Source organism: Bradyrhizobium sp. MI1.7, assembly GCF_055811795.1.
Map to the genome: position 1 here is coordinate 195,636 of NZ_JBVVPO010000003.1, position 25,526 is coordinate 221,161.

Sequence of the window (25,526 nt, forward strand, 5' to 3'; positions counted from 1 at the left end):
GTTCTACTTTGGTCGGAGGGAATTGCTCCCCTGGTTGCAAAGTGCTCTACTTGCTTCGACCCCTGCGAGCCGGGACGCCCGCGATGATGCCTGGCCAAATCGCGAAATTTGGAAATTCGGCCGCACAATTGCTGCTCGGCGGCCTCGCGGCGCTTCGATCTTTCGGCACCGGCGAGAAGGACAGTCCCGCGGTCGGTGATGACTCGCGACAGGACATCATCGATCTACGCGACGCCGTGAAGCAGTGGCACGAGGTGTTCGAGCACAATCCGGTCATGTACTTCATGGTCGATCCGGCCGGGACGGTGCTCAACGTGAACACGTTTGGCGCCGCACAATTGGGCTACACGGCGGCCGAGTTGACCGGCCAATCCGTGCTGAACGTCTTTTTCGAGGAAGACCGCGATTTTGTCCGTCAATGCGTAGGGCTGTGCCTGGAAACCGTGGACCAGTCGCATACCTGGGAGATTCGCAAGATCCGCAAGGACGGCTCGGTTCTCTGGGTCCGTGAAAACGCCAAGGCGATGCTGCGCGGCGACGGCACGCCAGTCGTGCTGGTCGCCTGCGAAAACATCACCCAGCGTAAGGAGGCGGAGGATGCGCTGCGGCAGAGCGAGGCCTACCTCGCCCAGGCTCAGGAACTGAGCCGCACGGGCAGCTTCGGCTTGAGCCCCGCGACCGACGAGATCTTCTGGTCGAGGGAAACCTTTCGCATTTTCCAATGTGACCCGGCCATGCAGCCGAACCTGGGCTTCGTGTTTCAGCGCATCCATCCGGAGGACCGCGATGCGGTCCGCAAGACTCTTGATCGAGCCTTCCGCGAGGCGGAGGATTTCGACCATGAATATCGCCTGTTGATGCCGGATGGATCCATCAAATATCTCCATTCCGTGGCACGCGCGGTGAGACGTGCATCCGGGCGCATCGAGTTCGCCGGCGCTGTCACCGATGTCACGATTGCAAAGGAAACAGAGAAGAGGCTGCGCCGCAGTGAGGCCTATCTGGCCGAAGCCCAGCGCCTCAGCCATACGAGCAGCTGGGCCTGGGACGTGCGTCGTCAGGAGTTTGCCTACCGATCGGCTGAACTCTACCGCCTGTTCGGATTTGAGCCGGACCAGATCGATGTCCCGGCGCGGGCTTTCCAGCAACGGATCCTCGCCGATGACTTTCGACGAATTGCCGACGTGGAACGTCGCGCAATCCACCAAGGGGAGCCCTTCGAAATCGACTTTCGGATTGCGCGTCCGGACGGTTCGATACGACGTGTCCATACGGAGGGACATCCTGTCAAAGGCGGCGATGGCGATGTGATGGAAATCATCGGCACGCACGTGGACGTCACCGAGCAGTTCGCCGCAAAAGAAGCGCTGCAAAAGGCCTTTGACGAGCTCAAGCAATCCGAGCAGCGCTTCCGCGACTATGCCGAAACCGCATCGGACTGGTTTTGGGAGACTGGGCCGGATCACCGCATCACCCGGATATCGGAACACGCCGACACGGCCAGTCCGGTGCCGACCGGCTTGATCGGGCTGACCCGTTGGGACATTCCGCCCGATGCCGAGTTCGAGCCCGAGAAATGGGAGCAGCATCGCGCGGCGCTCGATGCCCACCTTCCGTTCCGCGACCTGGTTTACCGCAGCAGGGATCGCAACGGATCTCAGATTTACGTGCGTACCAGCGGCAAGCCCTTCCATGACGAGAATGGTAACTTCCTCGGCTATCGTGGCGTCAGCAGCGATGTGACAGCGGCGATCCGCACCGAGCAGGCCGAAGATGCCCTGCGCAAAGCGCAAGCCGAGCTCGCGCATGTCACGCGCATCACGACGCTCGGCGAGCTCACCGCCTCGATTGCCCACGAAATCAATCAGCCGCTCGCCGCCGTCATTTCCAATGCCGACGCCTGTATCGGTTGGCTCGGCCGCGACCCGGCCGATCTCGACGCTGCGCGCCGTTCCGTCGAGTGGATCGTCGAGGACGCCAATCGGGCCAGCGAGGTGATCCGCCGGATCCGGGCGCTCGCGAAAAAGACCGAAATCGAGATGGTCCCAGTCGACATCAATCAGGTCGTGAGGGAGGTGATGGCCCTCGTTCGGCGCGAGCTCGCTACCCATGCCGTGTCGGTGCGGATGGAGTTGTCGTCGGGCCTGCCCAACATTTGCGGCGATCGGATCCAGCTCCAGCAGGTGCTGATCAACCTCGTCATGAACGGGATCGAAGCCATGCAAGCCAATGTCGAGCTCCCGCGCGAGCTGGCAATTCGCTCCAGTCGAGACGGCGACGAGCACCTGCTTCTTACCGTGACGGATCGCGGTCTCGGCCTTGACAGCGACGTGACAGACCGCATGTTCATGCCGTTCTTCACCACAAAGTCGAGCGGCCTGGGGATGGGACTATCGATCTGCCGATCGATCATCGAGGCTCACGCGGGCCGGCTTTCGGCATTCCCAAATGAGGGAAGCGGTGCAACATTCCAGATTGCCCTGCCCTTCCCACACGAGGCCGCGTCGTGACCGACCACGCCAAGCCAACGCAGGCGCAGGCACAGGCGGGGGCCGATGATCCGATCGTCCTGATCGTCGATGACGATCCGTCGATGCGGCGGGCGCTCACCAATCTCTTCCAATCGGTCGGCCTCAGGGTGGAGGCCTTCGGCTCGGCGGCGGAGGTCATGGAAGCCAAGCCGCCGGTGGTCCCCAGTTGCCTCGTGCTCGACATCCGCCTGCCCGGCTCGAGCGGCTTCGACCTCCAGGCGGACCTCGTGAAGGCCGACATTCGCACGCCTATCATCTTCATCACCGGTCATGGCGATATCCCCATGACCGTCCGGGCCATGAAGAGTGGCGCCATCGATTTTCTGACCAAGCCGGTGCGCGACCAGGACATGCTGGACGCGGTCCAGGCTGCGATCGAACGCGATCGCAAGCGGCGCGATGCCGAGAAGTCGGTGTCGAGCGTGCGGACTCGCTTCGAAGGCCTGACGCCGCGTCAACGCGACATTCTCGCCCTGGTTGCGTCCGGCCTGATGAACAAGCAAGTCGCTGCCGAGCTTGGATTGGCTGAGATTACCGTCAAGATCTATCGCGGGCAGATCATGCGGAAAATGGGTGCGAAGTCATTGGCCGATCTCGTCAGAATGACCGAGGTGCTCGGAATTCCACGCCCGGGGGGAAAGGTGCAAACCTAAGTATGCTTTCCAAGGTCGCTCCGGGGGCCCATTTTCCGATGGGCGGCTGCGCCGCGCGCGGCCGCTCCCCGATCAGGAGCGATCATCTTGTCAGTCCCTTCGGTCATTTCCGTCATTGACGATGATCCATCCGTCCGCCTTGCGACCAACAATCTGCTGACGTCGCGGGGATACACCGTCTACATCTTTGGCTCCGCTCTCGAATTTCTCCAGTCGGCCGAACTGAGGACGACGTCCTGCGTGATCGCGGATGTGCAGATGTCGGTCATGAGCGGCGTTGATCTCCTGATGCATATGCGCGGCCTCGGTCACCGCACGCCGTTTATCTTCATGACCGCCTTTCCCGACGATGCCGTGCGCGACCGCGCGCTGAAAGCTGGCGCCATCTGCTTTCTCGCGAAGCCGTTTTCCACGCCGGCTCTGATCAATTGTCTGGAGACGGCCCTGTCGAAGCACAGCGAAGCCAAGACGTAACGCGGCGCCGCGTGAACCTGATTGTTCCACAGGGTGCGGCCACTTGACGTTGTGGCCGCATCCGAAAAGGCAATCCGCCTCAATCCACCTTGATGTCGGCGGCCTTGATAATCGGCCACCATTTTGCGATTTCCGCCTTCTGGCGCGCGCCGAGCGCTTCGGGCGTGAGCTGATCCTTGGGCGTCATCTCGAGGCCCTGGCTTTCGAGCTGCTTCTTCACGGCGGGATCGTTCAGCGCTTCCACGGCGGCCGCATTGAGCTTGGTGACGATCTCCTTCGGCGTGCCCTTCGGCACCCACAGGCCCGACCACAACGTCATGTTGAAGCCTTTCAGTCCCGCCTCGGCTGCCGTCGGAATGTCCGGCGCCGACGAGAGCCGCTTGTCGTCGGTGATGGCATAGGCGCGGATCGTGCCGGCGCGGACCTGGTTGATGGAGTTGGAGGTCTGATCGATGATGACGTCGATCTGGCCGGCGATGAGATCGTTCAGCGCGGGCGCCGTGCCGCGATACGGCACATATTGCAGCTTGATGCCGCTGACGCTCTCGAAATAGACACCGGCGATATGGCTGCCGGAGCCCGCGCCGGCGGTGCCGGCGGTCGGCGGCGACGGCCGCGACTTCAGCCACTCGATGAGCTCCTTCAACGAGGTCGCGGGCACCGCGTTCTTGCTGACGACGATCATCGGATTGCTCGGCAGCAGCACCACCGGCTCGAGATCGGCAACGAGGTCATATTTGAGCTTGTAGACGGCGCCGTTGGCAACATGGGTGCCGAGATGGCCGAAGGAGATCGTGTAGCCGTCCGGCGCCGATTGGACGGCGCGCCCGACGCCGATCGAACCGCCCGCGCCGGTGACATTCTCGATCACCAGCGGCTGGCCGAGCGTCACCCGCATGCGCTCGGCGAGCACGCGCGCCATCGCATCCGACGGCCCGCCGGCCGCGAAGGGAACGATGACGGTGATGGGATGCGAGGGATAGTCGTCGGCGCGCGCGGCGCCGGTCACAGCGAGAATACCGAACAGCCCAGCCCAGATGGCCTTCTTCATTGTCTTCTCCCCAGCGATGTCTTTGTTGTTTTTTGTGCCCTCCCGCGTACGGGAAGAGGGATCGGTCGTGAAGAGACGAAATGACGCGCCAGAGCGCGACCATCGCGCTCCGGCGGTCTGGTCGTGCCTAGAACTGCGTGTAGTCGATCGGCTTGTGGCGATCGAGCGTGCGGGTCACCGGCGGCAGCGGGTACTTCAGGCCCGTCGCGCAGTTGAAGAGCATCACGCGGTCGGTCTTGCTGACGCGGCCGTCGGCAAGGCTGTCCTTGTAGGCGGCGTAGGTGGCGGCGCCCTCGGGGCACAGCAGCAGCCCCTCCTCGCGTGCGACCTCGTTCAGCGCCGCCGAGATCTTGTCGTCGTCGACCGCGATGGCAAAACCCTTGCTCTCGCGCACCGCGCGCAGGATCAGGAAATCGCCGATCGCCTGCGGCACGCGAATGCCGGACGCGATCGTGTGGGCGTCCTCCCAGCGCGTCGCATGCTCGGTGCCGGCATCATAGGCCCGCACCATCGGCGCGCAGCCCGACGCCTGCACCGCGACCATACGCGGGCGCTTGGAGCCGATGAACCCGATCTTCTCCAGCTCGTCGAAAGCCTTCCACATGCCGATCAGGCCGGTGCCGCCGCCGGTCGGATAGAAGATCACGTCGGGCACCTCCCAGCCGAGCTGCTCGGCGAGCTCCAGGCCCATCGTCTTCTTGCCCTCGATGCGGTACGGCTCCTTGAGCGTGGACGTGTCGAACCAGCCGACTTTTGCCTTGCCTTCGCCGACGATCTTGCCGCAATCGTCGATATAGCCGTTGACGCGATAGACGGTCGCGCCCTGAAGCTCGATCTCGCTGACGTTCACTTCCGGCGTGTCCGCCGGGCAAAAGATCGTGGTCTTGATGCCGCACGACGTGGCGTAAGCTGCGAGCGCCGCGCCGGCATTGCCGTTGGTCGGCATCGCCATGTGTTTGATGCCGAGCGCCTTGCCCATCGACACCGCCATCACGAGGCCCCGCGCCTTGAACGAGCCGGTCGGCAGGCGTCCCTCGTCCTTGACGATAATCTCGCCGCCGCCGAGCTTGGCGCCGAGCTTCGGCAGCCGGATCAGCGGCGTCGTGACCTCGCCGAGCGAGACGATGTCCTTGCATTTGCGCACAGGCAAGAGCTCGCGGTAGCGCCACATGTCGCCAGGACGCTGGGCAAGCGCGTCCTTGGTCAGCGCCTTCTTCACGCCCGCGAGGTCGTAGCGCACCAAAAGCGGCTTGCCGGCCTTGGAGAGATTGTGGACCTGGTCGGCAGCGTAATGATCGCCCTCCATCGCGCATTCCAGGTGCGTGACGAAGGTCGGGCGTTCGATGGTCAGGTTGTCGTTATCGTGCATGGGTTGACCCCTCTTGTTGTTCTGCTTGGTTGCTATTGAACTCGTCACCCTGAGGTGCCGGAGCGAAGCGGAGGCCTCGAAGGGCGACGAGCCCGGCTGCTGCATCTCGGCCGTTCACCCTTCGAGGCTCGCTTTGCTCGCACCTCAGGATGACGGATCGGGCACGGCGCCGCCGTCCAATCCTCAAATATTCAAAACCCTTCCATACGCATCGAGCACGGCTTCCTTCATCATCTCCGACAGGGTCGGATGCGGGAACACCGTGTGCATCAGCTCTTCTTCGGTCGTCTCCAGGTTCATCGCGACGACGTAGCCCTGGATCAGCTCGGTGACTTCAGCACCGACCATGTGGGCGCCGAGGAGCTGACCGGTCTTCTTGTCGAAGATCACCTTGACCAGGCCCTGATCCTCACCCAGCGCAATCGCCTTGCCGTTGCCGACGAAGGGGAAACGGCCGACGCGGATCTCTCGGCCGCTTTCCTTGGCCTTGGCTTCGGTGAGGCCGACGGAGGCGACCTGCGGCTGGCAATAGGTGCAGCCCGGGATCAGGTTCTTGTCCATGGGATGCGGATGCAAGCCCTTGATGGCCTCGACGCAGATCACGCCTTCATGCTCGGCCTTGTGCGCCAGCATCGGGGGACCGGCGACATCGCCAATGGCGTAGATGCCGGGGACGTTGGTCTTGCCGTAGCCGTCGATCACGATACAGCCCCGGTCAGTCTTCACACCGAGCTTTTCCAGGCCGAGATTCTCGATATTACCGACGACGCCGACCGCCGAGATCACGCGCTCGAACTCGGTGGTGACGGGCTTGCCCTTGCCGTCGTCGATGGTGGCGACGACGCTGTCGGCCTTCTTCTCCAGCTTCGTGACCTTGGTCGAGGACATGATCTTGATGCCCTGCTTTTCCAGACGCTTGCGGGCGAGGCCCGCGATCTCGGCGTCCTCGACGGGCAGGATCTGCGGCAGCACCTCGACCACGGTGACCTCGGAGCCCATGGTGTGGAAGAACGAGGCGAACTCGATGCCGATCGCGCCGGAGCCGACGACCAGCAGCGACTTCGGCATCTTCTCCGGGACCATCGCTTCAAAATAGGTCCAGATCAGCTTCTTGTCAGGCTCGAGCCCGGGCAGCACGCGCGGCCGCGCGCCGGTTGCAATAATGATGTGCTTGGCCTGGTAAGCCCCCTCGCCCAGCGCGCCCTTCGGGCCCTCGACGTCGGACTTCTTCACGGTGACCTTACCGGGCGCGTCGATCGAGGCCGCGCCCCAGATCACGCTGACCTTGTTCTTCTTCATCAGGAAGCCGACGCCGTCATTCAGCCGCTTCGAGACGCCGCGCGAACGCTGCACCACCGCCTTCGGGTCGAACGAGACCTTCTCCGCCGACAGGCCGTAATCCTTGGCGTGCTGCATGTAGTGGTAGATCTCGGCGGAGCGCAGCAACGCTTTGGTCGGGATGCAGCCCCAGTTCAGGCAGATGCCGCCGAGATAGGACTTCTCGACGATCGCGACCTTGAAGCCGAGCTGGGCGGCGCGGATCGCGGTGACATAGCCGCCGGGGCCGGAGCCGATGATGATGACGTCGAAGGATGTATCGGCCATGGCGGCTCCCGTTCAACTCAAGCGGTCGTTGCGCCGCGGGCGCGGCGATTGCGGATGTAGGTTCTGATCAGCCATTCCGAGAGAATGGCGGCCGCCATGACGGCGAAGATGGTGAGCGCGATCGGCGCCCAGATGTTACGCGACAGCGCCTCGCCGGCGAAGAAGGCGGAGTCAACGATGTCGCGGCCGAGCGGGCTGAGCGTGAGGATCAGCGAGACCAGCATCGAGATCCAGGGCCAGCGCGTCCTCATGCGCCATCTCAGACCATCATCATGACGGGATTTTCGATCAGCTGCTTGAACGCGCCGATCAGCTCGGCGCCAAGCGCGCCGTCGATGGCGCGGTGATCACAGGACAAGGTCACGCTCATCATGTGCGCGATCTCGATCTTGCCGCCACGCACGACCGGGCGCTCCTCGCTGGTGCCGACCGCGAGAATGGTCGCATGCGGCGGGTTGATCACGGCGGTGAAGTGGCTGATGCCGAACATGCCGAGGTTGGAGACTGCGGTGGTGCCGCCCTGGTATTCCTCGGGCTTCAGCTTGCGCGAGCGGGCGCGCGCGGCAAAATCCTTCATCTCGTTGGAGATGGTGGAGAGCGTCTTGGTCTCGGCTTTGCGGATGATCGGCGTGATCAGGCCCCCGGGCATCGCCACGGCAACACCGACGTCGGAATGGTGATGCTTGACCATGCCGCTTTCGGTCCAGCTGACATTGCAGTTCGGGATCCTCTGGAGCGCAACGGCCATCGCCTTGATGACGAAGTCGTTGACCGAGATCTTGTAGAGCGGCTTCTTCTCCTTGTCCTTGGGAGCAGCCGCATTGATCTCCTCGCGCGCGGCGAGCAACTTGCCGATGTCGCAGTCGATGGTGAGGTAGAAGTGCGGGACGTTCTGGATCGACGCAGTCAGGCGCTGCGCGATCGTGCGGCGCATGCCGTCATGCGGCACGATCTCGTAGGAGCCGGGCTCGAACAGCGACAGGATCTGCTTGTCCGACATGGTCGGCGCGATCGAGGGCGCCCCGGACGGCGCAGCGGCAGGCGCCTTCAGGCCCTTGCCGGACTTGGCCTGCTCGACGTCACGCGCCACCACGCGGCCGTGCGGGCCGGTGCCCGTCACCATCGACACGTCGATGCCTGCATCCTTGGCGAGACGGCGCGCCAGCGGCGACGAGAACACGCGGCCGCCATGGCCGTTGCTCTGCGCGGCTGGAGCTGCGGCCTGCGGCGCCGGTGCAGCGGCAGGCGACGGCGCCGCCTTGGGCGCGGCAGCGGGAGCCGGCGCGGCGGCGGGCGCTTCAGCAGCTTTCGGAGGTGCGGCCGAGGCGCTGGGCTTGGCGGCACCAGCCGCCTTCACGTCCTCGCCCTCGCCGGCCAGCACGGCGATCACGTCGTTGACCGGGACGTCCTGCGTGCCCTCGGGCACGAGGATCTTGGCGATCGTGCCTTCGTCGATCGCCTCGACCTCCATGGTCGCCTTGTCGGTCTCGATCTCGGCGATGACATCGCCGGATTTGACCTTGTCGCCTTCCTTCTTCAGCCACTTGGCGAGGTTGCCCTTCTCCATTGTCGGCGAGAGAGCGGGCATCAGGATGTTGATGGGCATGCTGACCTCAAGAAGAACTTTGCAATACGTCGTCTCCGACAGCGAAGACGACCAGGTTTAGTTGCCGATGTCGCCCTGCCACAGGCGTTCGTTGGCAGGGATGGAACGCCAATTCTTCATCATGGTGATGGAGCGATCGTCGGCAAGGTCGATCCAGGAGATGCCGAACTTGTCGAGAATGTCCTTGGAGCCCGGGAATGTGACGGATTCCCCAATCACCACCAGTTGGACCTTGAACAGAGCGAGTGCGCCAGCACACATCGAGCATGGCGACAGCGTGGTGTACATGACGGTGTCGTGGAACGAGATCACGCCGGCTTCGCGCAGGCAGCTCATCTCGCCGTGGAGGATGACGTTCTTTTCCTGCACACGGTTGTTGTGGCCGCGGGCGATGATCTCGTTGCCGCGCGTCAGCACGGCGCCGATCGGCAGGCCGCCTTGCGCGATCGAGGCCTCCGCCTCGCGGATCGCCTCCAGCATGAAATCGAAATGATGGGCTTCGATCGCCACGATCAGTGCCCCTTCCCGCGCGGTGTCGTCGTGCCCGTATCGGTCGGCCGTTCAATCTCCGCCTGGAACATCTCGAGGATCCGGCTCAGCGCATCCTCCTCGGTGTATTCGCTCTCGCGCGCATAGGCGCGCGCCGCGTGACGGGCGAGATCGACGAGAAGGAGGCCCCACATGTCGGGCTCCTCGAAGGCGCGCTGGAACGCCATCGACAGCCCGCCGTCCAGCACGAATACGCGCAGGATCTCGACCGCATCGTCGCGGGCGAGGACGTCGGGTGGCAATGGCTGCTCCTTCGGGCCCGCCATGATCTACCTGTAGCAGACGGCTTTGGCGGCCTCGACCACTTCGGCTGCCGACGGCAGCGCGAGCTTCTCCAGGTTCGCGGCATAGGGCATCGGCACGTCCTTGCCGGAGACGCGCGCGACCGGCGCATCGAGATAGTCGAAGGCGTTCTCCATGATGCGCGCGGCGATCTCGGCGCCGACGCCGCTCTGCGCCCAGCCCTCTTCCACCGTGACTGCACGGCCGGTCTTCTTGACCGAGTTGACGATGGTCTCGGTGTCCATCGGCCGCAGCGTGCGCAGGTCGATCACCTCGGCCTCGATACCGTCCTTGGCGAGTTCGTCGGCGGCTTTCAGCGCATAGGTCATGCCGTTCGACCAGGAGATGATGGTGACGTGGCTGCCCGAGCGCACGATGCGCGCCTTGCCGATCGGGATCACGAAGTCATCGAGCTTCGGCACTTCGCCGGTATGGCCGTAGAGCACCTCGTTCTCGAGGAAGATCACCGGATTGGGATCGCGGATCGCAGCCTTGAGCAGGCCCTTGTAGTCCGCTGCGGAGAACGGCGCGACCACCTTGAGACCCGGGACGTTGGAATACCAGGACGAGTAGTCCTGGCTGTGCTGGGCGGCGACGCGCGCGGCGGCGCCGTTCGGGCCGCGGAACACGATCGAGCAGCCCATCTGGCCGCCGGACATGTAGAGCGTCTTGGCCGCCGAGTTGATGATCTGGTCGATCGCCTGCATGGCGAAGTTGAAGGTCATGAACTCGACGATCGGCTTCAGCCCGGTCATGGCAGCGCCGACGCCGATGCCGGCAAAGCCGTGCTCGGTGATCGGCGTGTCGATGACGCGCTTGGCGCCGAATTCCTGCAACAGGCCCTGGGTCACTTTGTAGGCGCCCTGATATTCAGCGACTTCCTCGCCCATCACGAAGACGTCGGCGTCGCGGCGCATTTCTTCGGCCATGGCGTCGCGCAACGCTTCGCGGATGGTCTGCGTCACCATCGCGGTGCCGGCGGGCACTTCGGGATCGGGTTCGGCAACGGCCTGAGGGGCAGCCGCAGCCTTCGGCGCCGAGATCATCGGCTTGCCTTCGCCGACCGGCGAGCGGGATTCGGCGACTTCCTGCGCGACGCTCGGCACGGGCGCGGCCGGCGCCTTGGCGAGATCGGCGGCCGTCTCGCCATCGGCGAGGATGGTCGCGATCGGCGTGTTGACGGCAACGTCGGCGGTGCCCTCGGGGATCAGGATCTTGCCGAGCGTACCTTCATCGGTCGCCTCGACCTCCATGGTCGCCTTGTCGGTCTCGATCTCGGCGATGACGTCGCCAGACTTGATCGTCTCGCCCTCTTTCTTCAGCCACTTGGCAAGGTTGCCCTTCTCCATCGTGGGTGACAACGCGGGCATCAGCACTTGAATTGGCATATCGACTCCAAAAGAAAGCTTGCGCGCGTTCAGCGATAAATGTCGGTCCAGAGCTCGGCGGCATCCGGCTCGGGATCATGCTGGGCGAAGTCGGCGGACGCATTGACGATGTCGCGGACCTCGGCGTCGATCGCCTTGAGATCGGCCTCGCTCACCTTGGCTGCGAGCAGGCGGTTGCGCACCTGCTCGATCGGGTCCTGGTCGTGGCGGACTTTTTCGACCTCTTCGCGCGTTCTGTATTTGGCGGGGTCGGACATCGAGTGGCCGCGATAGCGGTAGGTCTGCATCTCCAGGATGAAGGGGCCCTTGCCGGCGCGGCACCAGGCCGCCGCCTCCTCGCCCGCGGCCTTCACGGCGCGGACGTCCATGCCGTCGACCTGCATCCCGGGGATGTTGAAGGACGCACCGCGCTTGGAGAAATCCTGCTGCGCCGAAGCGCGCGACACCGAGGTGCCCATGGCGTAGCGGTTGTTCTCGATGACGTAGATCACCGGCAGCTTCCAGAGCTCCGCCATGTTGAAGCTCTCATAGACCTGGCCCTGGTTGGCCGCGCCGTCGCCGAAATAGGTGACGCTGACATTGTCGTTACCACGATAGTGGTTGGCGAAGGCCAGACCCGTGCCGAGCGAGACCTGGGCGCCGACGATGCCGTGGCCGCCGTAGAAGTGCTTCTCCTTGCTGAACATGTGCATGGAGCCGCCCTTGCCCTTGGAATAGCCACCGCGCCGGCCGGTGAGCTCGGCCATGACGCCGTTGGCCTCCATGCCGGTGGCAAGCATATGACCGTGATCGCGATAGCCGGTGATGACCTGATCGCCCTGCTTCAGGGCCATCTGCATGCCGACCACCACGGCTTCCTGGCCGATATAGAGGTGGCAGAAGCCGCCGATCGCGCCCATGCCGTAGAGCTGGCCGGCCTTTTCCTCGAACCGCCGGATCAGGAGCATGTCGCGGAGCGCTTTGAGCTCCTGCTCTCTGGTGAATTCCGGGGGCGAACCGCCGTCGGTCTTGTCCTGTGGAGTGCTTGCGGCGGCTTTCTTGGGTGCGGCCATGGGAATTCCGGGTCAGAGAAAACTTCAGCCCTCTCTAACCCAAGTCAAACGCCCTTGGAAAGGACCGCGGCGGCATGGCGCGACTTTCATTATGCCGCACTGCAACGTGGCCGAAACTTTGCAAAACCTTTGCCGCCGATCGGGCAACTTTAGCTCACCGGTCAGCGAAGGGAACGTGGGCAGCCAACGCAGAGAAATCGGACGCGCCGTTTTGTATCCGAAATCCCACGCGCGTCCGATTCGCCGTGCCAGCCTTACCAGCCCAACTCGCGCAAATACGCCGCACGGGCGGCAACGCCGGTATGCGTGAAGTCGCTGAAGACCCCATCGACGCCGAGCCGGTAGAATTTGAGATATTCAAGGCTCGGGTCGCCGCGATAGTCGGCGGCAAGATACTTCTTCTCGTTCCGAAACGTGAAGACATGGACGAAAAGACCGAGCTTGTGCGCGTCCGCGACAAGGCTGGTCGCGTCCTGCGTCGAGGCCTCCGGCGTCGATCCCTTGTAGGGCGTGCCATCGGCGTTGCTGTCCTTCCACGGCGCGATCTTGAGCGGAACGATATAGGCCTTCCACGGACCGATGCCGTCGGCGTAGGTCTTGATCTCGGCAAGCCCCTCGGGCGTCAGCATCGCATCGTACAAGCGCGCATCGCCCGCAACCGTCCAGTCGAACGGGCGCGAATTCGTGATGTTGTTGAGGAGAACCTTGCCGGTTTTGAAGTCGATTCCGTTGCCGTCGACGAGTTGGACCTGCCGCGTCTGGAGGCCGTGGCTGCGCATATATTTCAGGCTGCCGGGTTCGAAGCTCTGGACCAGGATGGGAGCGTCCTTGGTATTGAGGCCGTTATCCCCGATGATCTTGATCAGGGCATCCTCGAGCGGACGACTGCCGGCCGCGCCGCAGCCATTGGCGATCGCCTGGGCATTGTTCCAGGTCGGGTTCTTGGTTTCGGGATAGACGAGGATGGACCGCCCGGTCTCCTTGCTCTTGACCTTGGCGATGTCGATGACGTCCTGGAAGCTGATGATCGGGAGCTTGCCGTTGAAGACTTTCGGCCGCTCGTTGGCCGCGTCATAGGTGGTGCCGCCGATCCATTGCTTCAGCTCGGCCATGGTGAAGTCGCTGATCGACCAATCGTTGGTATGATCCTCGCCGTCCACGATCAGCGACTTCAGCACCGACTTGGGATCGGCCTGGTCGCTGAGATCCGTCAGGTAGTCGGCAGGCACGCCGGTGGCCGACGGGGCCTTGACGCGCACACCGGGCACGGTGCGCTTGCGGGCAGCGACGACCGCATTGGTCTTCGCCACCTCGGCAATGTTGGTGTTGTCGCTCAGCCAGGGGTTATGGCGCACGACCAGAACGCAATCCTTGGTCAGGTGCAAATCCTCTTCGAGCGCATCGGTCCCGAGCGCCGCGGCGAGGTCGTACGACGCCTCGGTCTCTTCAGGTACCAGGCCCGGCAGGCCGCGATGGCCAAGGACCAGTGGCGCCTTTCCATCGACGGTCAGGAAGGGCTTGGCGCCAGCTGGCGCCGCGCCGGACTGTGCAAAGGCCATCGACAGCGGCAGCACGCCGCGCCGAACAGCATCGCTGCGACACCCATTGTCCGTCCTGAACGACTGTTCCGCATCACCAAGCCTCCGTCTTTGCCCGGCATCGCTTCGAATGCCGCGGGCGCCGAACCGAATACGGTCGGCGCTGTCGTCTTGTCTCAAGACTCTGACAGACGGATGACGGCGGAGAGGACGGCGCAAGGTTGCACCGCCCTCTCCTGCCCCATCAGATATTGCCCAATCAGATCTTGCCCGATCAGAAGAAGCCAAGCTTCTTCGGGCTGTAGCTGACCAGGAGATTCTTGGTCTGCTGGTAGTGATCGAGCATCATCTTGTGGGTCTCGCGACCGACGCCCGACTGCTTGTAGCCGCCGAACGCGGCATGCGCAGGATACGCATGGTAGCAGTTGGTCCAGACCCGTCCGGCCTGGATGGCCCGGCCGAAGCGGTAGCAGCGGTTGGCATCGCGACTCCAGACGCCGGCTCCCAGGCCATAGAGCGTGTCGTTGGCGATCGCGAGCGCTTCGTCATCGGTCTTGAAGGTCGTGACCGAGACGACGGGACCAAAAATCTCCTCCTGGAAGATTCGCATCTTGTTGTGGCCCTCGAACACCGTCGGCTGGACGTAGAAGCCGCCGGAAAGATCGCCGCCGAGCTCGGCACGACCGCCGCCGGCCAGCACCTTGGCGCCCTCCTGCTTGCCGATGTCGATATAGGAGAGGATCTTGGCGAGCTGCTCGCTAGATGCCTGCGCGCCGATCATGGTGTCGGCCGCACGCGGGTCGCCCTGCTTGATCGCGGCGACGCGCTTCAGCGCCCGCTCCATGAAGCGGTCGTAGATGTCGGCGTGGACAATCGCCCGGCTCGGACAGGTGCAGACCTCGCCCTGGTTCAGCGCAAACATCACAAAACCTTCGATCGCCTTGTCGAAGAAGTCGTCGTCCTCGGCGGTGACGTCGTTGAAGAAGATGTTCGGCGACTTGCCGCCGAGCTCGAGCGTGACCGGGATCAGGTTCTGGCTGGCATATTGCATGATGAGCCGGCCGGTCGTGGTCTCGCCGGTGAAGGCGATTTTCGCGATCCGCGGGCTGGACGCGAGCGGCTTGCCGGCTTCGAGGCCAAAGCCATTGACGATGTTGAGGACGCCGGGCGGCAGGAGATCGCCGATGATCTCGGCCCAGACCATGATCGAGGCCGGCGTCTGCTCGGCCGGCTTGAGCACGACGCAATTGCCGGCGGCAAGCGCCGGCGCGAGCTTCCAGCAGGCCATCAGCAGCGGGAAGTTCCAGGGGATGATCTGGCCGACCACGCCGAGCGGTTCGTGGAAATGATAGGCGATGGTGTCGTGGTCGATCTCGCCGATTGAGCCTTCCTGTGCGCGCACCACGCCGGCAAAATAGCGGAAATGATCGATCGCGAGTGGCAGGTCGGCGGCGCGGGTCTCGCGGATCGGCTTACCGTTGTCCCAGGTCTCGGCAATCGCAAGGCGCTCCAGATTCTCTTCCATCCGGTCGGCGATACGGTTCAGGATCGCGGCGCGCTCGGCGACGCTGGTGCGTCCCCAGGCGCCCTTGGCGGCGTGCGCCGCATCAAGCGCGGCCTCGACGTCCTGCGCATCGGAACGCGCGATCTTGCAGACGATCTGGCCGTTCACCGGCGAGGCGTTGTCAAAGTACTTGCCGGAGATTGGCGCGACGAATTTGCCGCCGATGAAATTGTCATAGCGTTCGGCGAAGGGAACCTGGGTGACGCCGAGGAATTCCACCTTGTTCATTGATCACTCCCGATGTTTGCTGTTTGCGCAATTCGTCGCGTGTTCACGACTTGCGCCGACGATGTCGCGGGAGCGTTTTCCTGTCAGCCCGGGCGGGAGCGATGGCTGGGGTAACCTGTCGCAGTTCTGCGACAGGTGACGCAGCTCCCCCACACACTCAGCCCTCATCCTGAGGAGCGCGCTCTTGCGCGCGTCTCGAAGGATGGCCGCGGGCACAGCCAGGTCTGCATGGGTTCGAGACGGCCGCTTCGCGGCCTCCTCACCATGAGGGTTGAGTTGGTGGGCGCGGAAGAAAAACAGAGCCGCAGCTCAGTGCTTCAGCTCGAACCGCTTCAGCTTCCTGTGCAGCGTGGCGCGGCTGACGCCGAGGGCTTTGGCGGCGGCAGAAACATTGCCGTCCGCGCGCAGCAGCGCCCGCTGCAACACCGCGCGCTGGCCGCCGGCAAGATGGTCATGCGCGGGTTCGCCGCCGAGGAGGTCAGCCGCGGGCACCGGCTGCAAGGGACGGCCGGGCGCAATCCCGAGTCCCACCCGCGCGGACCGGGTCGCGCCGATCACGAGATCATCCGCATCGACCGCGACGAGGCCGCCGGCCTGGCCGTCGGCGCCTTGCGTCAGCACGATGCGGGCATGGGCGAAGGCGCGGCGAAACAGATCAGCCTCGATGCGCCTCGCCGCCTCACCTGCCGCGAGCGCGATCAGATTGGAAAACGCATCGGTCCGGTCGGCGCGGCAGGAGGAGACGTCGAGCACGCCCGCAAACGCCGCCTCGTGGTCGTAGATCGGAACGGCGGTGCAGCTCAGAAGCGTGTTGCGGGTGAAGAAATGCTGGTCGCGGTCGATCGTCAGCGGGCGCTGCTCGACGACGCAGGTGCCGATGCCGTTGGTGCCTTCATGATCCTCGCTCCAGAGCGCGCCGGTCCACAGGCCCCAGGATTGGAACGTCGCATCGTCCACCGCTGTGCCGCGGCGGTCGACCGGCACGCCCGCGCCGTCGGCGAGCAGCACGCAGCAGCCGCTCGCGCCGACCGCCTGATAGAGCCGGTCCATCGCGCCTTGCGCGGCGGCGAGCAGCGGCGCGACACGCTCGCGCGCCTGCCGCAACTCGACATCACTCAGCCGCATCGGCGCGCTGCGACCGGCGGGATCGAGATGATGCAATCGGGACGAACGGCGCCATGAGGCCACCAGCGCGGAGCGCGCGGCCTGGCCTGACGCAATGGCGGCCTCGACGCGGGCCGCGTGATGCCGGGACATTGGCCCATTCATCACTGTTTCCTCCGGGTGGCAGTCTAGGCTGCGCCGGCATGGCCCGGTTGATCTGCGTCAACTCAGGCAGACGGCGGCAGAAGCCATGGGGCCGTTGCTGCGTTGCCGTCAAGGCGGCAGCCCGGTTCCAAGCCTAAGACTTTCGGTAGAATTGCTACACGGTTGCGGGATTTCGGCAGCGGCTTTCGATGCCGGTTTCGAATGCAGCGAAAAGCGCTACTTCGCCGGGATCATCCGAACGAGATCGTGCGGATTGACATAGTCGAGCTGATAGCGCGCCCGCTCGTCCAGCATGTCAGGGTCGATCCGCGACGTCCGCAGCAGCGACACGCGCTGCTCGCTCTTCGCGCGCTCGCGCTTGAGCTGGGCCAGCTCACTCGTCAGCGCGATGATCTCCTGGTCGAGCTCCTGGCGGGCGTTGAGACCGTATTTGCCGGTGTAGGCGTTGACGCCGAAATAGCCGACGATAGCGGCCGCCATCGCATAGAGGGCAAGGCCGGTCAGGATCGATTTCAGGCGCGCGCGGGAGACCATCTTGGGAAGATGCGGCAGGTTGGTTAAGGGAGTGCTAATCGCCTCCCCCTTCGCGTTCCAATCCATGCCCCCAGCTGTCATGCCCGGCCTTGTGCCGGGCATCCACTTTCTTCGTCACCACGAGCCAAGACGTTGATGGCCGGGACAAGCCCGGCCATGACGAAGAAAGACCTCAGCCGTGGTGCTTGGCCACGTGCGCGGCAAACGCGTCGATATAGGCCTGGAGTACGGGCTTCAGAGATTCCTTGGTCAGGTTCCCCTCCGCATCGAAGGCATCGCCGACCGCGTTCAGATAGGTCTCGGGCTGCTGCAGGATCGGGCCGGCAATGCCCGGCAGGATGTTCTGCAGCGTCTTGGCGGCGCTGACGCCGCCGAGCGGGCCCGGCGAGTTCGAGATGATGCCGACCGGCTTGCCGTTGAACGAGCTCTTGCCATAGGGGCGCGAAGCGACGTCGATGGCGTTCTTGAGTACGCCCGGGATGGCGCGGTTGTATTCGGGGGTGACGAAGATCACGCCGTCCGACTTCTGCAGCTTCTCGCGGAAGGACAGCCAGTCCGCGGGCGGCGCGCCCTCGAGGTCCTGGTTGAAGAACGAGATGCCTGCCAGCGTGATGACCTCGAGCTTGAGCGAGGCCGGCGCGAGCTTTGCGAGCGCGTTGGCGACCTTCAGCGAGAAGCTGTCCTTGCGCAGGCTGCCGGCGATCACGACGATGTTGTAGGCCATGGATTGTCCTTGGGGGCTTGAGCGGAAGTTCCGGGGCGGCACTTAAGCGATCCCGGTCGATGGATGCAAGTGCATGAACCGGTCCTGTTTGGAAACGCTGAGTTTCTCGAAAGCAGATGGTCGCTACGATCCAAAAACAATCAGGCCGCCCGAAGGCGGCCTGACGTTTCTCGCAAACCCCTGGCTCGGTTCAGATCGTCGGATTCCAGGCCGACGGGATCAGGCGGTATTTCGCGCCGTCCTTCTCGACATGCCCCACCGAGGGGAAAGTGAAGTGGAAGCCGATCACGGTCGCCTTCTCGGCTGCCGCCATGTCGTAGAATTTGTGGCGCGTCGCCTGCGCCATCGCGCCGTCGTTGTCGAACGCCACGTGCCAATCCGGATTGCGCAGGAAGAACTCCGGAATGTTGGTGACGTCAGATTGGATCAGCACCTTCTTGTCGCCAGAGGCCACCGCGAACGAGGTGTGACCCGGCGTGTGGCCGGGCGTCGCGATCGAGGTGATGCCCGGGGCGACCTCCTTGCCCCACTCGTATTTCGTGACCTTGGATTCGAGGCCGGCAAAGGTCTTCTTCACGTTGGCGAAGTAGTTCTTCGTCATGTCGTTCGGAGCCTTGGCCGCGTTCTCGTCGCTCGCCCAGAACTCCCAATCCTTCGCCGGCACCATGATCTCCGCATTCGGGAACGCGAGCGCGCCGTCGGCGAGACGAATGCCGTTGGTGTGATCAGGATGGAGATGCGACAGCAGCACGACGTCGATGTTCTTCGGGTCGACGAAAGCAGCGGCGAGGTTCTGCAGCGTACGGCCGACCGCGCCCTTGCTCGGCTCGAGATTGGCAACACCGTTGCCGGTGTCGATCAGGACCAGCTTCGAGCCGGTGTTGATGAGCTGCGGATTGAACGGCACCGTGACCATGCCCTTCGGCATGTACGCCGCCTCACCCGCGGCCAGCGCTTCCTCCTTCGGCAGGTTGACCACGAACTTGTCGGGCATCGGGAAGGTGCGCGCGCCGTCGTTGATCGAGGTGCACTCGTAGCTGCCGACCTTGTAGCGATAGAAGCCGGGCGCCTGTGCCCCGCTTTGCGGCACCGAGGCACTGGCGGTGGTCGGTCCAAGTTCGGTTACGGCCGCCGCGCCCATAGCGGCAGCGCCCGCGAGCAGGTCGCGGCGATTCAGATCAGTCATGGAAGTGTCCCCTTCTTTGCTTGCGGTTGCCCCGCTTTCAATTGCGGCGCAAATGTTCCCGCGCTTCGCTCAGAAGGCAAGTCCTTCTTTGGATGGTGTGCCGTGGCACATCACGAAGATTTATTTGGGTTGATGAGGAATTTTTCGCCGGTGGCCCGTTTGGCGTAGACCGCGATGTTGGCGGGATCGAGCGCCTCCTGAAGCGACACCACCTTGGTGTAGTGGCTGGCGAAGGTCGTCTTCAATTCGTCGACGACGCGCTGGCGCAGCCTGGCTCCGTCCGCCTGCCCGATCTTCATCAGGAACGGAAACAGCAGCCAGCCGCCGACGCCCCAGGCCATGCCGAAGCCGCGCGGCAGCTCGATCGGGCGGATATCGAGCGCGCCGTAGACGTAGACCTGCTTGTGCACGTTGGAGCCGTAGCGGCTGTATTCCTTGGCGGTCTTGTTGATCGCGGCTTCCATGCAGTTGAGGATGTCGCCGGCCAGCTTGCCGCCGCCGATGGCATCGAAGGCGATGGTGGCGCCGGTCTCGACCAGCGCATTGGTGAGATCGCCGAGGAAGCTCGGTGCGGTGGAATCGACGACGTATTTGGCGCTGATCTTGTGCAGGATGTCGGCCTGCTCCTTGCTGCGCACGATGTTGACCAGCGGAATGCCGTCCTTGATGCAGATCTTGTTCAGCATCTGGCCGAGATTGGAGGCGGCCGCAGTGTGCACCAGCGCCTTGTGCCCCTCGCGCCGCATGGTCTCGGTCATGCCGAGCGCCGTGAGCGGATTGACGAAGCAGGAGGCGCCTTCGGCCGGCGTGGTGCCCGCCGGCAGCGGCAGGCACTCGCGCACTTTCAGCGTGCGGTACTGCGCGTACATCGCTCCGCCGATCATCGCGACGGTCTTGCCCATCAATGCTTTCGCGGCATCGGACGAGCCGGTCTTGATGACGACGCCCGCGCCTTCGTTACCAACCGGCATGGCTTCGTCGAGCCGGCCGGCCATCGCCCGCATCGCGCCCTCCGGCACCTTCGCGGTGATGACGGGAGCGTCCTTGGTGCCGGACGCCTTCGCCGTGCTCATATCGGCCGCGCCGACGAGAAGGCCGAGGTCGGACGGGTTGATCGGCGCCGCCTCGACGCGGACGACGACCTCGTCCGCGGCGGGCTCGGGGGTCGGCACGTCGACGAGCGAGATTTCCAGTTCACCGCTCTTCTTGATCAGCGAACGCAGTTGCAGTCCGGTCTTGCCGTCACTCATGTCGATCCTCCCTTGTCCTAGCTGGAGCGCCGGCTTATGCCAGCGCCTTCAATGCCGCCTTGCCGCCGTAGAGCGCCTGCTTGCCGAGCTGTTGCTCAATGCGCAGGAGCTGATTGTATTTGGCGGTGCGGTCCGAACGCGCAAGGGAGCCGGTCTTGATCTGCCCGCAATTGGTGGCGACCGCGAGGTCGGCGATGGTCGAATCCTCGGTCTCGCCGGAGCGGTGCGACATCACCGAGGTATAGCCGGCCTTGTGCGCCATCTCGACGGCAGCGAGCGTCTCGGTCAGCGTACCGATCTGGTTGACCTTGATCAGGATCGAATTGGCGCGGCCGGCCTTGATGCCTTCGGCCAGGCGCTTGACGTTGGTGACGAAGAGATCGTCGCCGACGAGCTGGCACTTCTTGCCGATGAGGTCGGTGAGCTCCTTCCAGCCGTCCATGTCGTCTTCCGACATGCCGTCCTCGATGGTCACGATCGGATAGCGCGACACCAGGTCTGCGAGGTACTTGGCCTGCTCGGAGATCGAGCGGGTCTTGCCCTCGCCTTCATAGACGTATTTGCCGTCCTTGAAGAACTCGGTCGAGGCGCAGTCGAGGCCGATCACGATGTCGGTTCCGGCCTTGTAGCCGGCCTTGCCGATCGCGTTCATGACGAATTCGAGCGCGGCGTCCGCCGACGGCAGGTTCGGGGCGAAACCGCCCTCGTCGCCGACATTGGTGTTGTGGCCGGCTTTCTTAAGCTCGGACTTCAGGGTGTGGAACACTTCCGCGCCGTAGCGCAGGCCCTCGGCGAAGGACGACGCGCCGACGGGGAGGATCATGAACTCCTGGAAGTCGATCGGATTGTCGGCATGCACGCCGCCATTGATGATGTTCATCATCGGCACCGGCAACAGACGCGCCGAGGTGCCGCCGACGTAACGATAGAGCGGCATGTCGAGCGAGTTTGCGGCAGCCTTGGCGCAGGCAAGCGAGACGCCGAGGATGGCATTGGCGCCCAGCCGGCTCTTGTTCGGCGTACCGTCGAGGTCGATCATGATCTGGTCGATCTGGGCTTGCTGCTCGGCATCGAGGCCGCTCAGGGCCTCGAAGATCTCGCCATTGACGGCGCCGACGGCCTTGGTGACGCCCTTGCCGAGATAGCGGGCCTTGTCGCCATCGCGCAGTTCAACCGCCTCATGGGCGCCGGTGGAGGCGCCGGACGGCACCGCGGCACGGCCGAGCGCACCATCTTCCAGCACGACGTCGACCTCGACGGTGGGATTGCCACGGCTGTCGAGAATTTCGCGGCCAATGATGTCGATGATGGCGGTCATGATGTGCACTTCCGTTCGTTAGGGCTGATCGGTGCCGGGGGTCTTACACGGGCCGCAAGCAAATGTGAACGCTTGGACGGCGTGCTTCGGCTGACGCGTGAGCGGGCTCGGACTATCCTTGAAGTCGCCTGCTCAGCGCGTCCAACCTCAATCTGAAACAGTCGGGGTAACGCCATGAACCGCCGCCAGTTTCTTGCCTCGAGCGCTGCCCTCCTCGCTGTTCGCCCAAGTTTTGCGCAGGAAGGCCTGTTCCGGACAAAATATTTCCCCATCAGCGCCGGCATCGGCCTGCACGACCTCGCCCCCGCTCGCGACGGCACAGTCTGGTTCACGGCGCAGGGCAAGGGCATGCTGGGCAGGCTCGACCCCCGGGATGGCAGTTTCAAGACAGTCAGCCTCGGCCAGGGCGCCGCGCCGCACGGCGTGACGATCGGCCCCGACGGTGCCCCCTGGATCACCGAGGGCGGCCAGAACGCGATCGCCCGGGTCGATCCCGGCGATCTCAAGGTCACGCTGTTCCGCCTGCCCGAGAAATTCGCCTACGCCAATCTCAACACCGGCGTGTTCGACAAGGACGGCACCTACTGGTTCACCGGCCAGTCCGGCTATTACGGCCGGCTCAAGCCGGGATCGGGCGAGATGGACGTGTTCAGGGCGCCCAGGGGTGTTGGCCCCTACGGCATCGCGGTGACACCCAGGGGTGAGGTCTGGTACGCCTCGCTGGCCGGCAGCCATATCGCGAAGATTGATCTTGCGACCGGCAATGCTGCCATTGTCGAGCCGCCGACGCCGAGCCAGGGGTCGCGGCGGGTCTGGTCAGATTCGCAAAGCCGGATCTGGGTCAGCGAGTGGAACAGCGGTCACGTCTCGGTGCACGATCCCGCCAACGGCTCCTGGAAAACCTGGAAGCTGCCGGGCGATCGCCCTCGCACCTATGCCGTCTATGTCGACGACAAGGACAAGGTCTGGCTGACCGATTTCTCCGCCAATGCCATCGTCCGCTTCGATCCCGCGACAGAGCGGTTCAACGTTTTCGCCAGCGACAAGGCCAATGCCAATGTGCGCCAGCTCGACGGCCGCCCGGGCGAGCTGTGGGGCTGCGAGTCCGGCAACGACCGGATCGTCATGATCCAGACGATCGCGGCCGGTTGACGACGGCGACATTTGCGTCCATCCCGGCATCCTCTGGAGCGTGATCTTATCGCGCTCCGGTTTTTTAGTTGAGCATGATCTTTCGGAAAACCTGCCCACTTTTCCGGATCATGCTCGAACAGGATGTGACGACGATGGCGAAGAAATCCCTCCAGCTCGGCCGCGCGGTCGAATGGCCGCACACACCGGAAGAAGCCCAGCTCGACCGCGTGCCCAATCCGCAAAAGGGCACGGACTATCTGGTGCGCTTCACCGTGCCGGAATTCACCTCGCTCTGCCCGGTCACGGGACAACCGGATTTCGCGCATCTGATGATCGATTACGCCCCCGGCCCGTGGCTGCTGGAGTCGAAGTCGCTCAAGCTCTATATCGCGAGCTTCCGCAATCACGGCGCATTCCACGAGGATTGCACCGTCATGATCGGCAAGCGCATCGCGAGCGAGATCAAGCCGAAGTTCTTGCGCATCGGCGGCTACTGGTATCCGCGCGGCGGCATCCCGATCGACGTGTTCTGGCAGACCGGCCGCGTGCCGAAGGGATTGTGGGTGCCGGAGCAAGGCGTCGCGCCGTATCGCGGACGAGGTTAGTTGGAGACGAATGACGATGACATCGATATCAGCAACATTCCGCAACATTGCCTTCGGCGTTCTAACCGTCCTGTGGCTGACCGGCGCGGCCGAAGCTGCCGAGGTCCATGTGATGATCTCGGGCGGATTGACGGCTGCCTACAAGGCGCTCGTGCCGGAATTCGAGAAGGCCACCGGCAACAAAGTGCTGACGGAATATGGGCCGTCGATGGGGACGACCACCAATGCGATCCCGGTCCGGCTGGAGCGCGGCGAACCCGCGGATGTCCTAATCATGGTGGGCTATGCCCTCACCGACCTCGCCGGCAAGGGCAAGGTCGTGGCCGGCAGCCAGGTCGACCTCACCAGATCGCCGATCGGCGTTGCCGTGAAATCGGGTGCGTCGAAGCCGGACATCAGCTCGGTGGAGGCCGTCAAGCGCGCGCTGCTGGCGGCCAAGACGATCGCCTATTCCGATAGCGCCAGCGGCGTCTATGTCTCGACCGAGATGTTCGACAAGCTCGGCATCGCCGATGTCATGAAGGACAAGGCACGAAAGATTCCGGCAACGCCGGTCGGCGAGATCGTCGCGCACGGCGAGGCCGAGCTCGGCTTCCAGCAGATCAGCGAGCTGAAGCCCGTGAAGGGCATCGATATCGTGGGACCGCTGCCGAACGAATTGCAGAAGATCACGATCTTCTCGGCCGGGATCGCGGCCGGTTCGAAGGAGCCCGAGGCCGGCCATGCCCTCATAAAATTCCTCGCCTCCCCCGCCGCGCGCGAAGCGATCATCGCAAGCGGGATGGAGCCGATCCCGGCTGGGGGCGCGAATTGAGGCAGGCCTACTCCGTGCGCTGCTCCTGACACGCCCTCAACAGATTGGCTTCGCCACTCCTGGTCAATCGGAGGCTGCCGAGGTCTTCTTGACCGGACCGAGATCGCGCGCCGGATAGTTGGCGCCGGATTCGACGATGTGTCGTCGCACTGCTGCAACGAGCGCGGCGAGATCGCGAGACTCGATCGCATCGACGATCTCGACATGGTGTGCAGCGCTTCTCTGCAGCTCGGCGTTCGAGGGCCACAAGGCAATCGGCCCTGGTCTGGCGCGATTTCTGATTTCCACGATGAGGCTGGCGAGCGATTGGTTCGTTGCATGGCGATAGATCTCATCGTGAAAGGCTGCGTTGGTATTTGCCTGATCCGCCTTGCTACCGCGCGCCACAGCATCTTCGAAGATTTGCTGAGCCTGCTTGATCTTCTTGAGTTCGTCGGGGCCGATATTCGGTAGCGCCTGCCTTGCCGCTTCAACTTCGAGCAGCGTGCGGATCGCCAATATCTCGCGGACGACGTTCAAGTCGGGTTGCGCGACCCGGTATCCGCGATTTTCGACATGCGTCACCATCCCGCTTGCGGCAAGCTGGGTCAGCGCACTCCGGACGTCAAACCGTTTGGCAGCGAAGGCTTCTTCCAGGTCGATCTGGCGCAACCATTCGCCTGGCCGGTAGTCGCCTTGCAGGATGGCGGCACCGAGTTCCGCCGCCAACAGCCTCTTCTGCTCCTTCCGTACTTTCATGGCTGCTTCCCTTTTTGGAGCGCTTGACTTGCCAATACTATTGCGCACAAATTGGCGCCAATAA

The 25,526-nt window shown here is 63.9% G+C and carries 24 protein-coding genes; 6 read left to right on the plus strand and 18 right to left on the minus strand.

Annotated features, from left to right (window positions below):
* Window positions 1-83 precede the first annotated feature (83 nt).
* The 3 genes from AC0L3X_RS05445 (at window position 84) to AC0L3X_RS05455 (ending at window position 3,658) form a co-directional block, all read left to right on the plus strand.
* Window positions 84-2,510: a PAS domain-containing protein gene (locus AC0L3X_RS05445; protein ID WP_283016628.1), complete on the plus strand. Its 2,427-nt coding sequence runs from the start codon at window positions 84-86 to the stop codon at window positions 2,508-2,510.
* Window positions 2,507-3,184: a response regulator transcription factor gene (locus tag AC0L3X_RS05450; RefSeq protein WP_085404624.1), complete on the plus strand. Its 678-nt coding sequence runs from the start codon at window positions 2,507-2,509 to the stop codon at window positions 3,182-3,184. Before AC0L3X_RS05445 ends, AC0L3X_RS05450 begins: the two co-directional genes overlap by 4 nt.
* 87 nt (window positions 3,185-3,271) lie before the next feature.
* On the plus strand, window positions 3,272-3,658 hold the full coding sequence (locus AC0L3X_RS05455) for a response regulator transcription factor (RefSeq protein WP_208087041.1): 387 nt from the start codon (window positions 3,272-3,274) through the stop codon (window positions 3,656-3,658).
* 79 nt (window positions 3,659-3,737) lie between these two features.
* On the opposite strand, the gene AC0L3X_RS05460 is transcribed toward AC0L3X_RS05455, so the two are convergent.
* The 17 genes from AC0L3X_RS05460 to eno form a co-directional block, all read right to left on the minus strand.
* Complete coding sequence (locus tag AC0L3X_RS05460; RefSeq protein ID WP_259257381.1) at window positions 3,738-4,709, minus strand: tripartite tricarboxylate transporter substrate binding protein BugD; 972 nt, start codon at window positions 4,707-4,709, stop codon at window positions 3,738-3,740.
* A gap of 127 nt (window positions 4,710-4,836) precedes the next feature.
* Complete coding sequence (locus tag AC0L3X_RS05465; protein ID WP_283016629.1) at window positions 4,837-6,078, minus strand: threonine synthase; 1,242 nt, start codon at window positions 6,076-6,078, stop codon at window positions 4,837-4,839.
* A gap of 183 nt (window positions 6,079-6,261) precedes the next feature.
* Window positions 6,262-7,683 (minus strand): dihydrolipoyl dehydrogenase, encoded by a 1,422-nt coding sequence (gene lpdA / locus AC0L3X_RS05470; RefSeq protein WP_283016630.1) that lies wholly within the window; start codon window positions 7,681-7,683, stop codon window positions 6,262-6,264.
* A 17-nt stretch (window positions 7,684-7,700) separates the two neighbouring features.
* Window positions 7,701-7,934 (minus strand): hypothetical protein, encoded by a 234-nt coding sequence (locus AC0L3X_RS05475; protein WP_063983083.1) that lies wholly within the window; start codon window positions 7,932-7,934, stop codon window positions 7,701-7,703.
* A gap of 8 nt (window positions 7,935-7,942) precedes the next feature.
* Complete coding sequence (locus tag AC0L3X_RS05480) at window positions 7,943-9,289, minus strand: pyruvate dehydrogenase complex dihydrolipoamide acetyltransferase (protein WP_283016631.1); 1,347 nt, start codon at window positions 9,287-9,289, stop codon at window positions 7,943-7,945.
* A gap of 57 nt (window positions 9,290-9,346) precedes the next feature.
* Window positions 9,347-9,799, minus strand: a complete 453-nt coding sequence (locus tag AC0L3X_RS05485) for a nucleoside deaminase (protein ID WP_283016632.1) — start codon at window positions 9,797-9,799, stop codon at window positions 9,347-9,349.
* 2 nt (window positions 9,800-9,801) lie between these two features.
* Window positions 9,802-10,104: a DUF5076 domain-containing protein gene (locus AC0L3X_RS05490; protein WP_028149595.1), complete on the minus strand. Its 303-nt coding sequence runs from the start codon at window positions 10,102-10,104 to the stop codon at window positions 9,802-9,804.
* Between the two features lie 3 nt (window positions 10,105-10,107).
* On the minus strand, window positions 10,108-11,508 hold the full coding sequence (locus AC0L3X_RS05495; protein WP_283016633.1) for a pyruvate dehydrogenase complex E1 component subunit beta: 1,401 nt from the start codon (window positions 11,506-11,508) through the stop codon (window positions 10,108-10,110).
* 29 nt (window positions 11,509-11,537) lie between these two features.
* Complete coding sequence (pdhA, locus tag AC0L3X_RS05500) at window positions 11,538-12,560, minus strand: pyruvate dehydrogenase (acetyl-transferring) E1 component subunit alpha (RefSeq protein ID WP_063983080.1); 1,023 nt, start codon at window positions 12,558-12,560, stop codon at window positions 11,538-11,540.
* Between the two features lie 254 nt (window positions 12,561-12,814).
* The gene (locus AC0L3X_RS05505) at window positions 12,815-14,119 is read right to left on the minus strand and encodes a glycerophosphodiester phosphodiesterase family protein (protein ID WP_473316295.1); all 1,305 of its coding nucleotides are present in this window, start codon (window positions 14,117-14,119) and stop codon (window positions 12,815-12,817) included.
* Between the two features lie 253 nt (window positions 14,120-14,372).
* Window positions 14,373-15,890, minus strand: a complete 1,518-nt coding sequence (gene adh / locus AC0L3X_RS05510; RefSeq protein WP_071913544.1) for an aldehyde dehydrogenase — start codon at window positions 15,888-15,890, stop codon at window positions 14,373-14,375.
* 309 nt (window positions 15,891-16,199) lie between these two features.
* Window positions 16,200-17,159, minus strand: coding sequence for a helix-turn-helix domain-containing protein (locus tag AC0L3X_RS05515; protein WP_283016635.1), 960 nt, complete (start codon window positions 17,157-17,159; stop codon window positions 16,200-16,202).
* Between the two features lie 216 nt (window positions 17,160-17,375).
* Window positions 17,376-17,693, minus strand: coding sequence for an FtsB family cell division protein (locus AC0L3X_RS05520; RefSeq protein WP_028149600.1), 318 nt, complete (start codon window positions 17,691-17,693; stop codon window positions 17,376-17,378).
* Between the two features lie 172 nt (window positions 17,694-17,865).
* Window positions 17,866-18,417 (minus strand): NADPH-dependent FMN reductase, encoded by a 552-nt coding sequence (locus AC0L3X_RS05525; RefSeq protein ID WP_071913540.1) that lies wholly within the window; start codon window positions 18,415-18,417, stop codon window positions 17,866-17,868.
* Window positions 18,418-18,607: 190 nt separating this feature from the next.
* Complete coding sequence (locus AC0L3X_RS05530) at window positions 18,608-19,603, minus strand: MBL fold metallo-hydrolase (protein WP_473316296.1); 996 nt, start codon at window positions 19,601-19,603, stop codon at window positions 18,608-18,610.
* A gap of 110 nt (window positions 19,604-19,713) precedes the next feature.
* On the minus strand, window positions 19,714-20,853 hold the full coding sequence (locus AC0L3X_RS05535) for a zinc-binding dehydrogenase (protein WP_473316297.1): 1,140 nt from the start codon (window positions 20,851-20,853) through the stop codon (window positions 19,714-19,716).
* Window positions 20,854-20,887: 34 nt separating this feature from the next.
* Window positions 20,888-22,171, minus strand: coding sequence for a phosphopyruvate hydratase (eno, locus tag AC0L3X_RS05540; RefSeq protein ID WP_085404746.1), 1,284 nt, complete (start codon window positions 22,169-22,171; stop codon window positions 20,888-20,890).
* Window positions 22,172-22,345: 174 nt separating this feature from the next.
* On the opposite strand from eno, the gene AC0L3X_RS05545 reads away from it, so the two are divergent.
* The 3 genes from AC0L3X_RS05545 (at window position 22,346) to AC0L3X_RS05555 (ending at window position 24,724) form a co-directional block, all read left to right on the plus strand.
* The gene (locus tag AC0L3X_RS05545; protein ID WP_283016637.1) at window positions 22,346-23,323 is read left to right on the plus strand and encodes a Vgb family protein; all 978 of its coding nucleotides are present in this window, start codon (window positions 22,346-22,348) and stop codon (window positions 23,321-23,323) included.
* 110 nt (window positions 23,324-23,433) lie between these two features.
* A complete protein-coding gene (gene queF / locus AC0L3X_RS05550; protein WP_041960296.1) occupies window positions 23,434-23,910 on the plus strand; it encodes a preQ(1) synthase in 477 nt (158 codons plus the stop codon).
* 16 nt (window positions 23,911-23,926) lie between these two features.
* Window positions 23,927-24,724, plus strand: coding sequence for a substrate-binding domain-containing protein (locus tag AC0L3X_RS05555; protein WP_283016638.1), 798 nt, complete (start codon window positions 23,927-23,929; stop codon window positions 24,722-24,724).
* A 63-nt stretch (window positions 24,725-24,787) separates the two neighbouring features.
* Here the strand turns inward: AC0L3X_RS05555 and AC0L3X_RS05560 are convergent, their stop codons facing one another.
* Entirely contained in the window at window positions 24,788-25,462 is a 675-nt protein-coding gene (locus AC0L3X_RS05560; protein ID WP_354131580.1) for a GntR family transcriptional regulator, read from the minus strand.
* Between the last annotated feature and the right edge of the window lie 64 nt (window positions 25,463-25,526).

Bases quoted from the DNA above. Each gene is read 5' to 3' on its own strand.
- AC0L3X_RS05480 (WP_283016631.1), bottom strand. From the start codon at position 9,289: ATGCCCATCAACATCCTGATGCCCGCTCTCTCGCCGACAATGGAGAAG.
- AC0L3X_RS05505 (WP_473316295.1), bottom strand. From the start codon at position 14,119: ATGGCCTTTGCACAGTCCGGCGCGGCGCCAGCTGGCGCCAAGCCCTTC.
- AC0L3X_RS05530 (WP_473316296.1), bottom strand. From the start codon at position 19,603: ATGACTGATCTGAATCGCCGCGACCTGCTCGCGGGCGCTGCCGCTATG.
- pdhA (WP_063983080.1), bottom strand. From the start codon at position 12,560: ATGGCCGCACCCAAGAAAGCCGCCGCAAGCACTCCACAGGACAAGACC.
- AC0L3X_RS05535 (WP_473316297.1), bottom strand. From the start codon at position 20,853: ATGAGTGACGGCAAGACCGGACTGCAACTGCGTTCGCTGATCAAGAAG.
- queF (WP_041960296.1), top strand. From the start codon at position 23,434: ATGCTCGAACAGGATGTGACGACGATGGCGAAGAAATCCCTCCAGCTC.
- AC0L3X_RS05555 (WP_283016638.1), top strand. From the start codon at position 23,927: ATGACATCGATATCAGCAACATTCCGCAACATTGCCTTCGGCGTTCTA.
- AC0L3X_RS05560 (WP_354131580.1), bottom strand. From the start codon at position 25,462: ATGAAAGTACGGAAGGAGCAGAAGAGGCTGTTGGCGGCGGAACTCGGT.
- adh (WP_071913544.1), bottom strand. From the start codon at position 15,890: ATGAACAAGGTGGAATTCCTCGGCGTCACCCAGGTTCCCTTCGCCGAA.
- AC0L3X_RS05520 (WP_028149600.1), bottom strand. From the start codon at position 17,693: ATGGTCTCCCGCGCGCGCCTGAAATCGATCCTGACCGGCCTTGCCCTC.
- AC0L3X_RS05545 (WP_283016637.1), top strand. From the start codon at position 22,346: ATGAACCGCCGCCAGTTTCTTGCCTCGAGCGCTGCCCTCCTCGCTGTT.
- AC0L3X_RS05515 (WP_283016635.1), bottom strand. From the start codon at position 17,159: ATGAATGGGCCAATGTCCCGGCATCACGCGGCCCGCGTCGAGGCCGCC.
- AC0L3X_RS05495 (WP_283016633.1), bottom strand. From the start codon at position 11,508: ATGCCAATTCAAGTGCTGATGCCCGCGTTGTCACCCACGATGGAGAAG.
- AC0L3X_RS05460 (WP_259257381.1), bottom strand. From the start codon at position 4,709: ATGAAGAAGGCCATCTGGGCTGGGCTGTTCGGTATTCTCGCTGTGACC.
- AC0L3X_RS05465 (WP_283016629.1), bottom strand. From the start codon at position 6,078: ATGCACGATAACGACAACCTGACCATCGAACGCCCGACCTTCGTCACG.
- AC0L3X_RS05490 (WP_028149595.1), bottom strand. From the start codon at position 10,104: ATGGCGGGCCCGAAGGAGCAGCCATTGCCACCCGACGTCCTCGCCCGC.
- AC0L3X_RS05475 (WP_063983083.1), bottom strand. From the start codon at position 7,934: ATGAGGACGCGCTGGCCCTGGATCTCGATGCTGGTCTCGCTGATCCTC.
- AC0L3X_RS05525 (WP_071913540.1), bottom strand. From the start codon at position 18,417: ATGGCCTACAACATCGTCGTGATCGCCGGCAGCCTGCGCAAGGACAGC.
- AC0L3X_RS05445 (WP_283016628.1), top strand. From the start codon at position 84: ATGATGCCTGGCCAAATCGCGAAATTTGGAAATTCGGCCGCACAATTG.
- lpdA (WP_283016630.1), bottom strand. From the start codon at position 7,683: ATGGCCGATACATCCTTCGACGTCATCATCATCGGCTCCGGCCCCGGC.
- eno (WP_085404746.1), bottom strand. From the start codon at position 22,171: ATGACCGCCATCATCGACATCATTGGCCGCGAAATTCTCGACAGCCGT.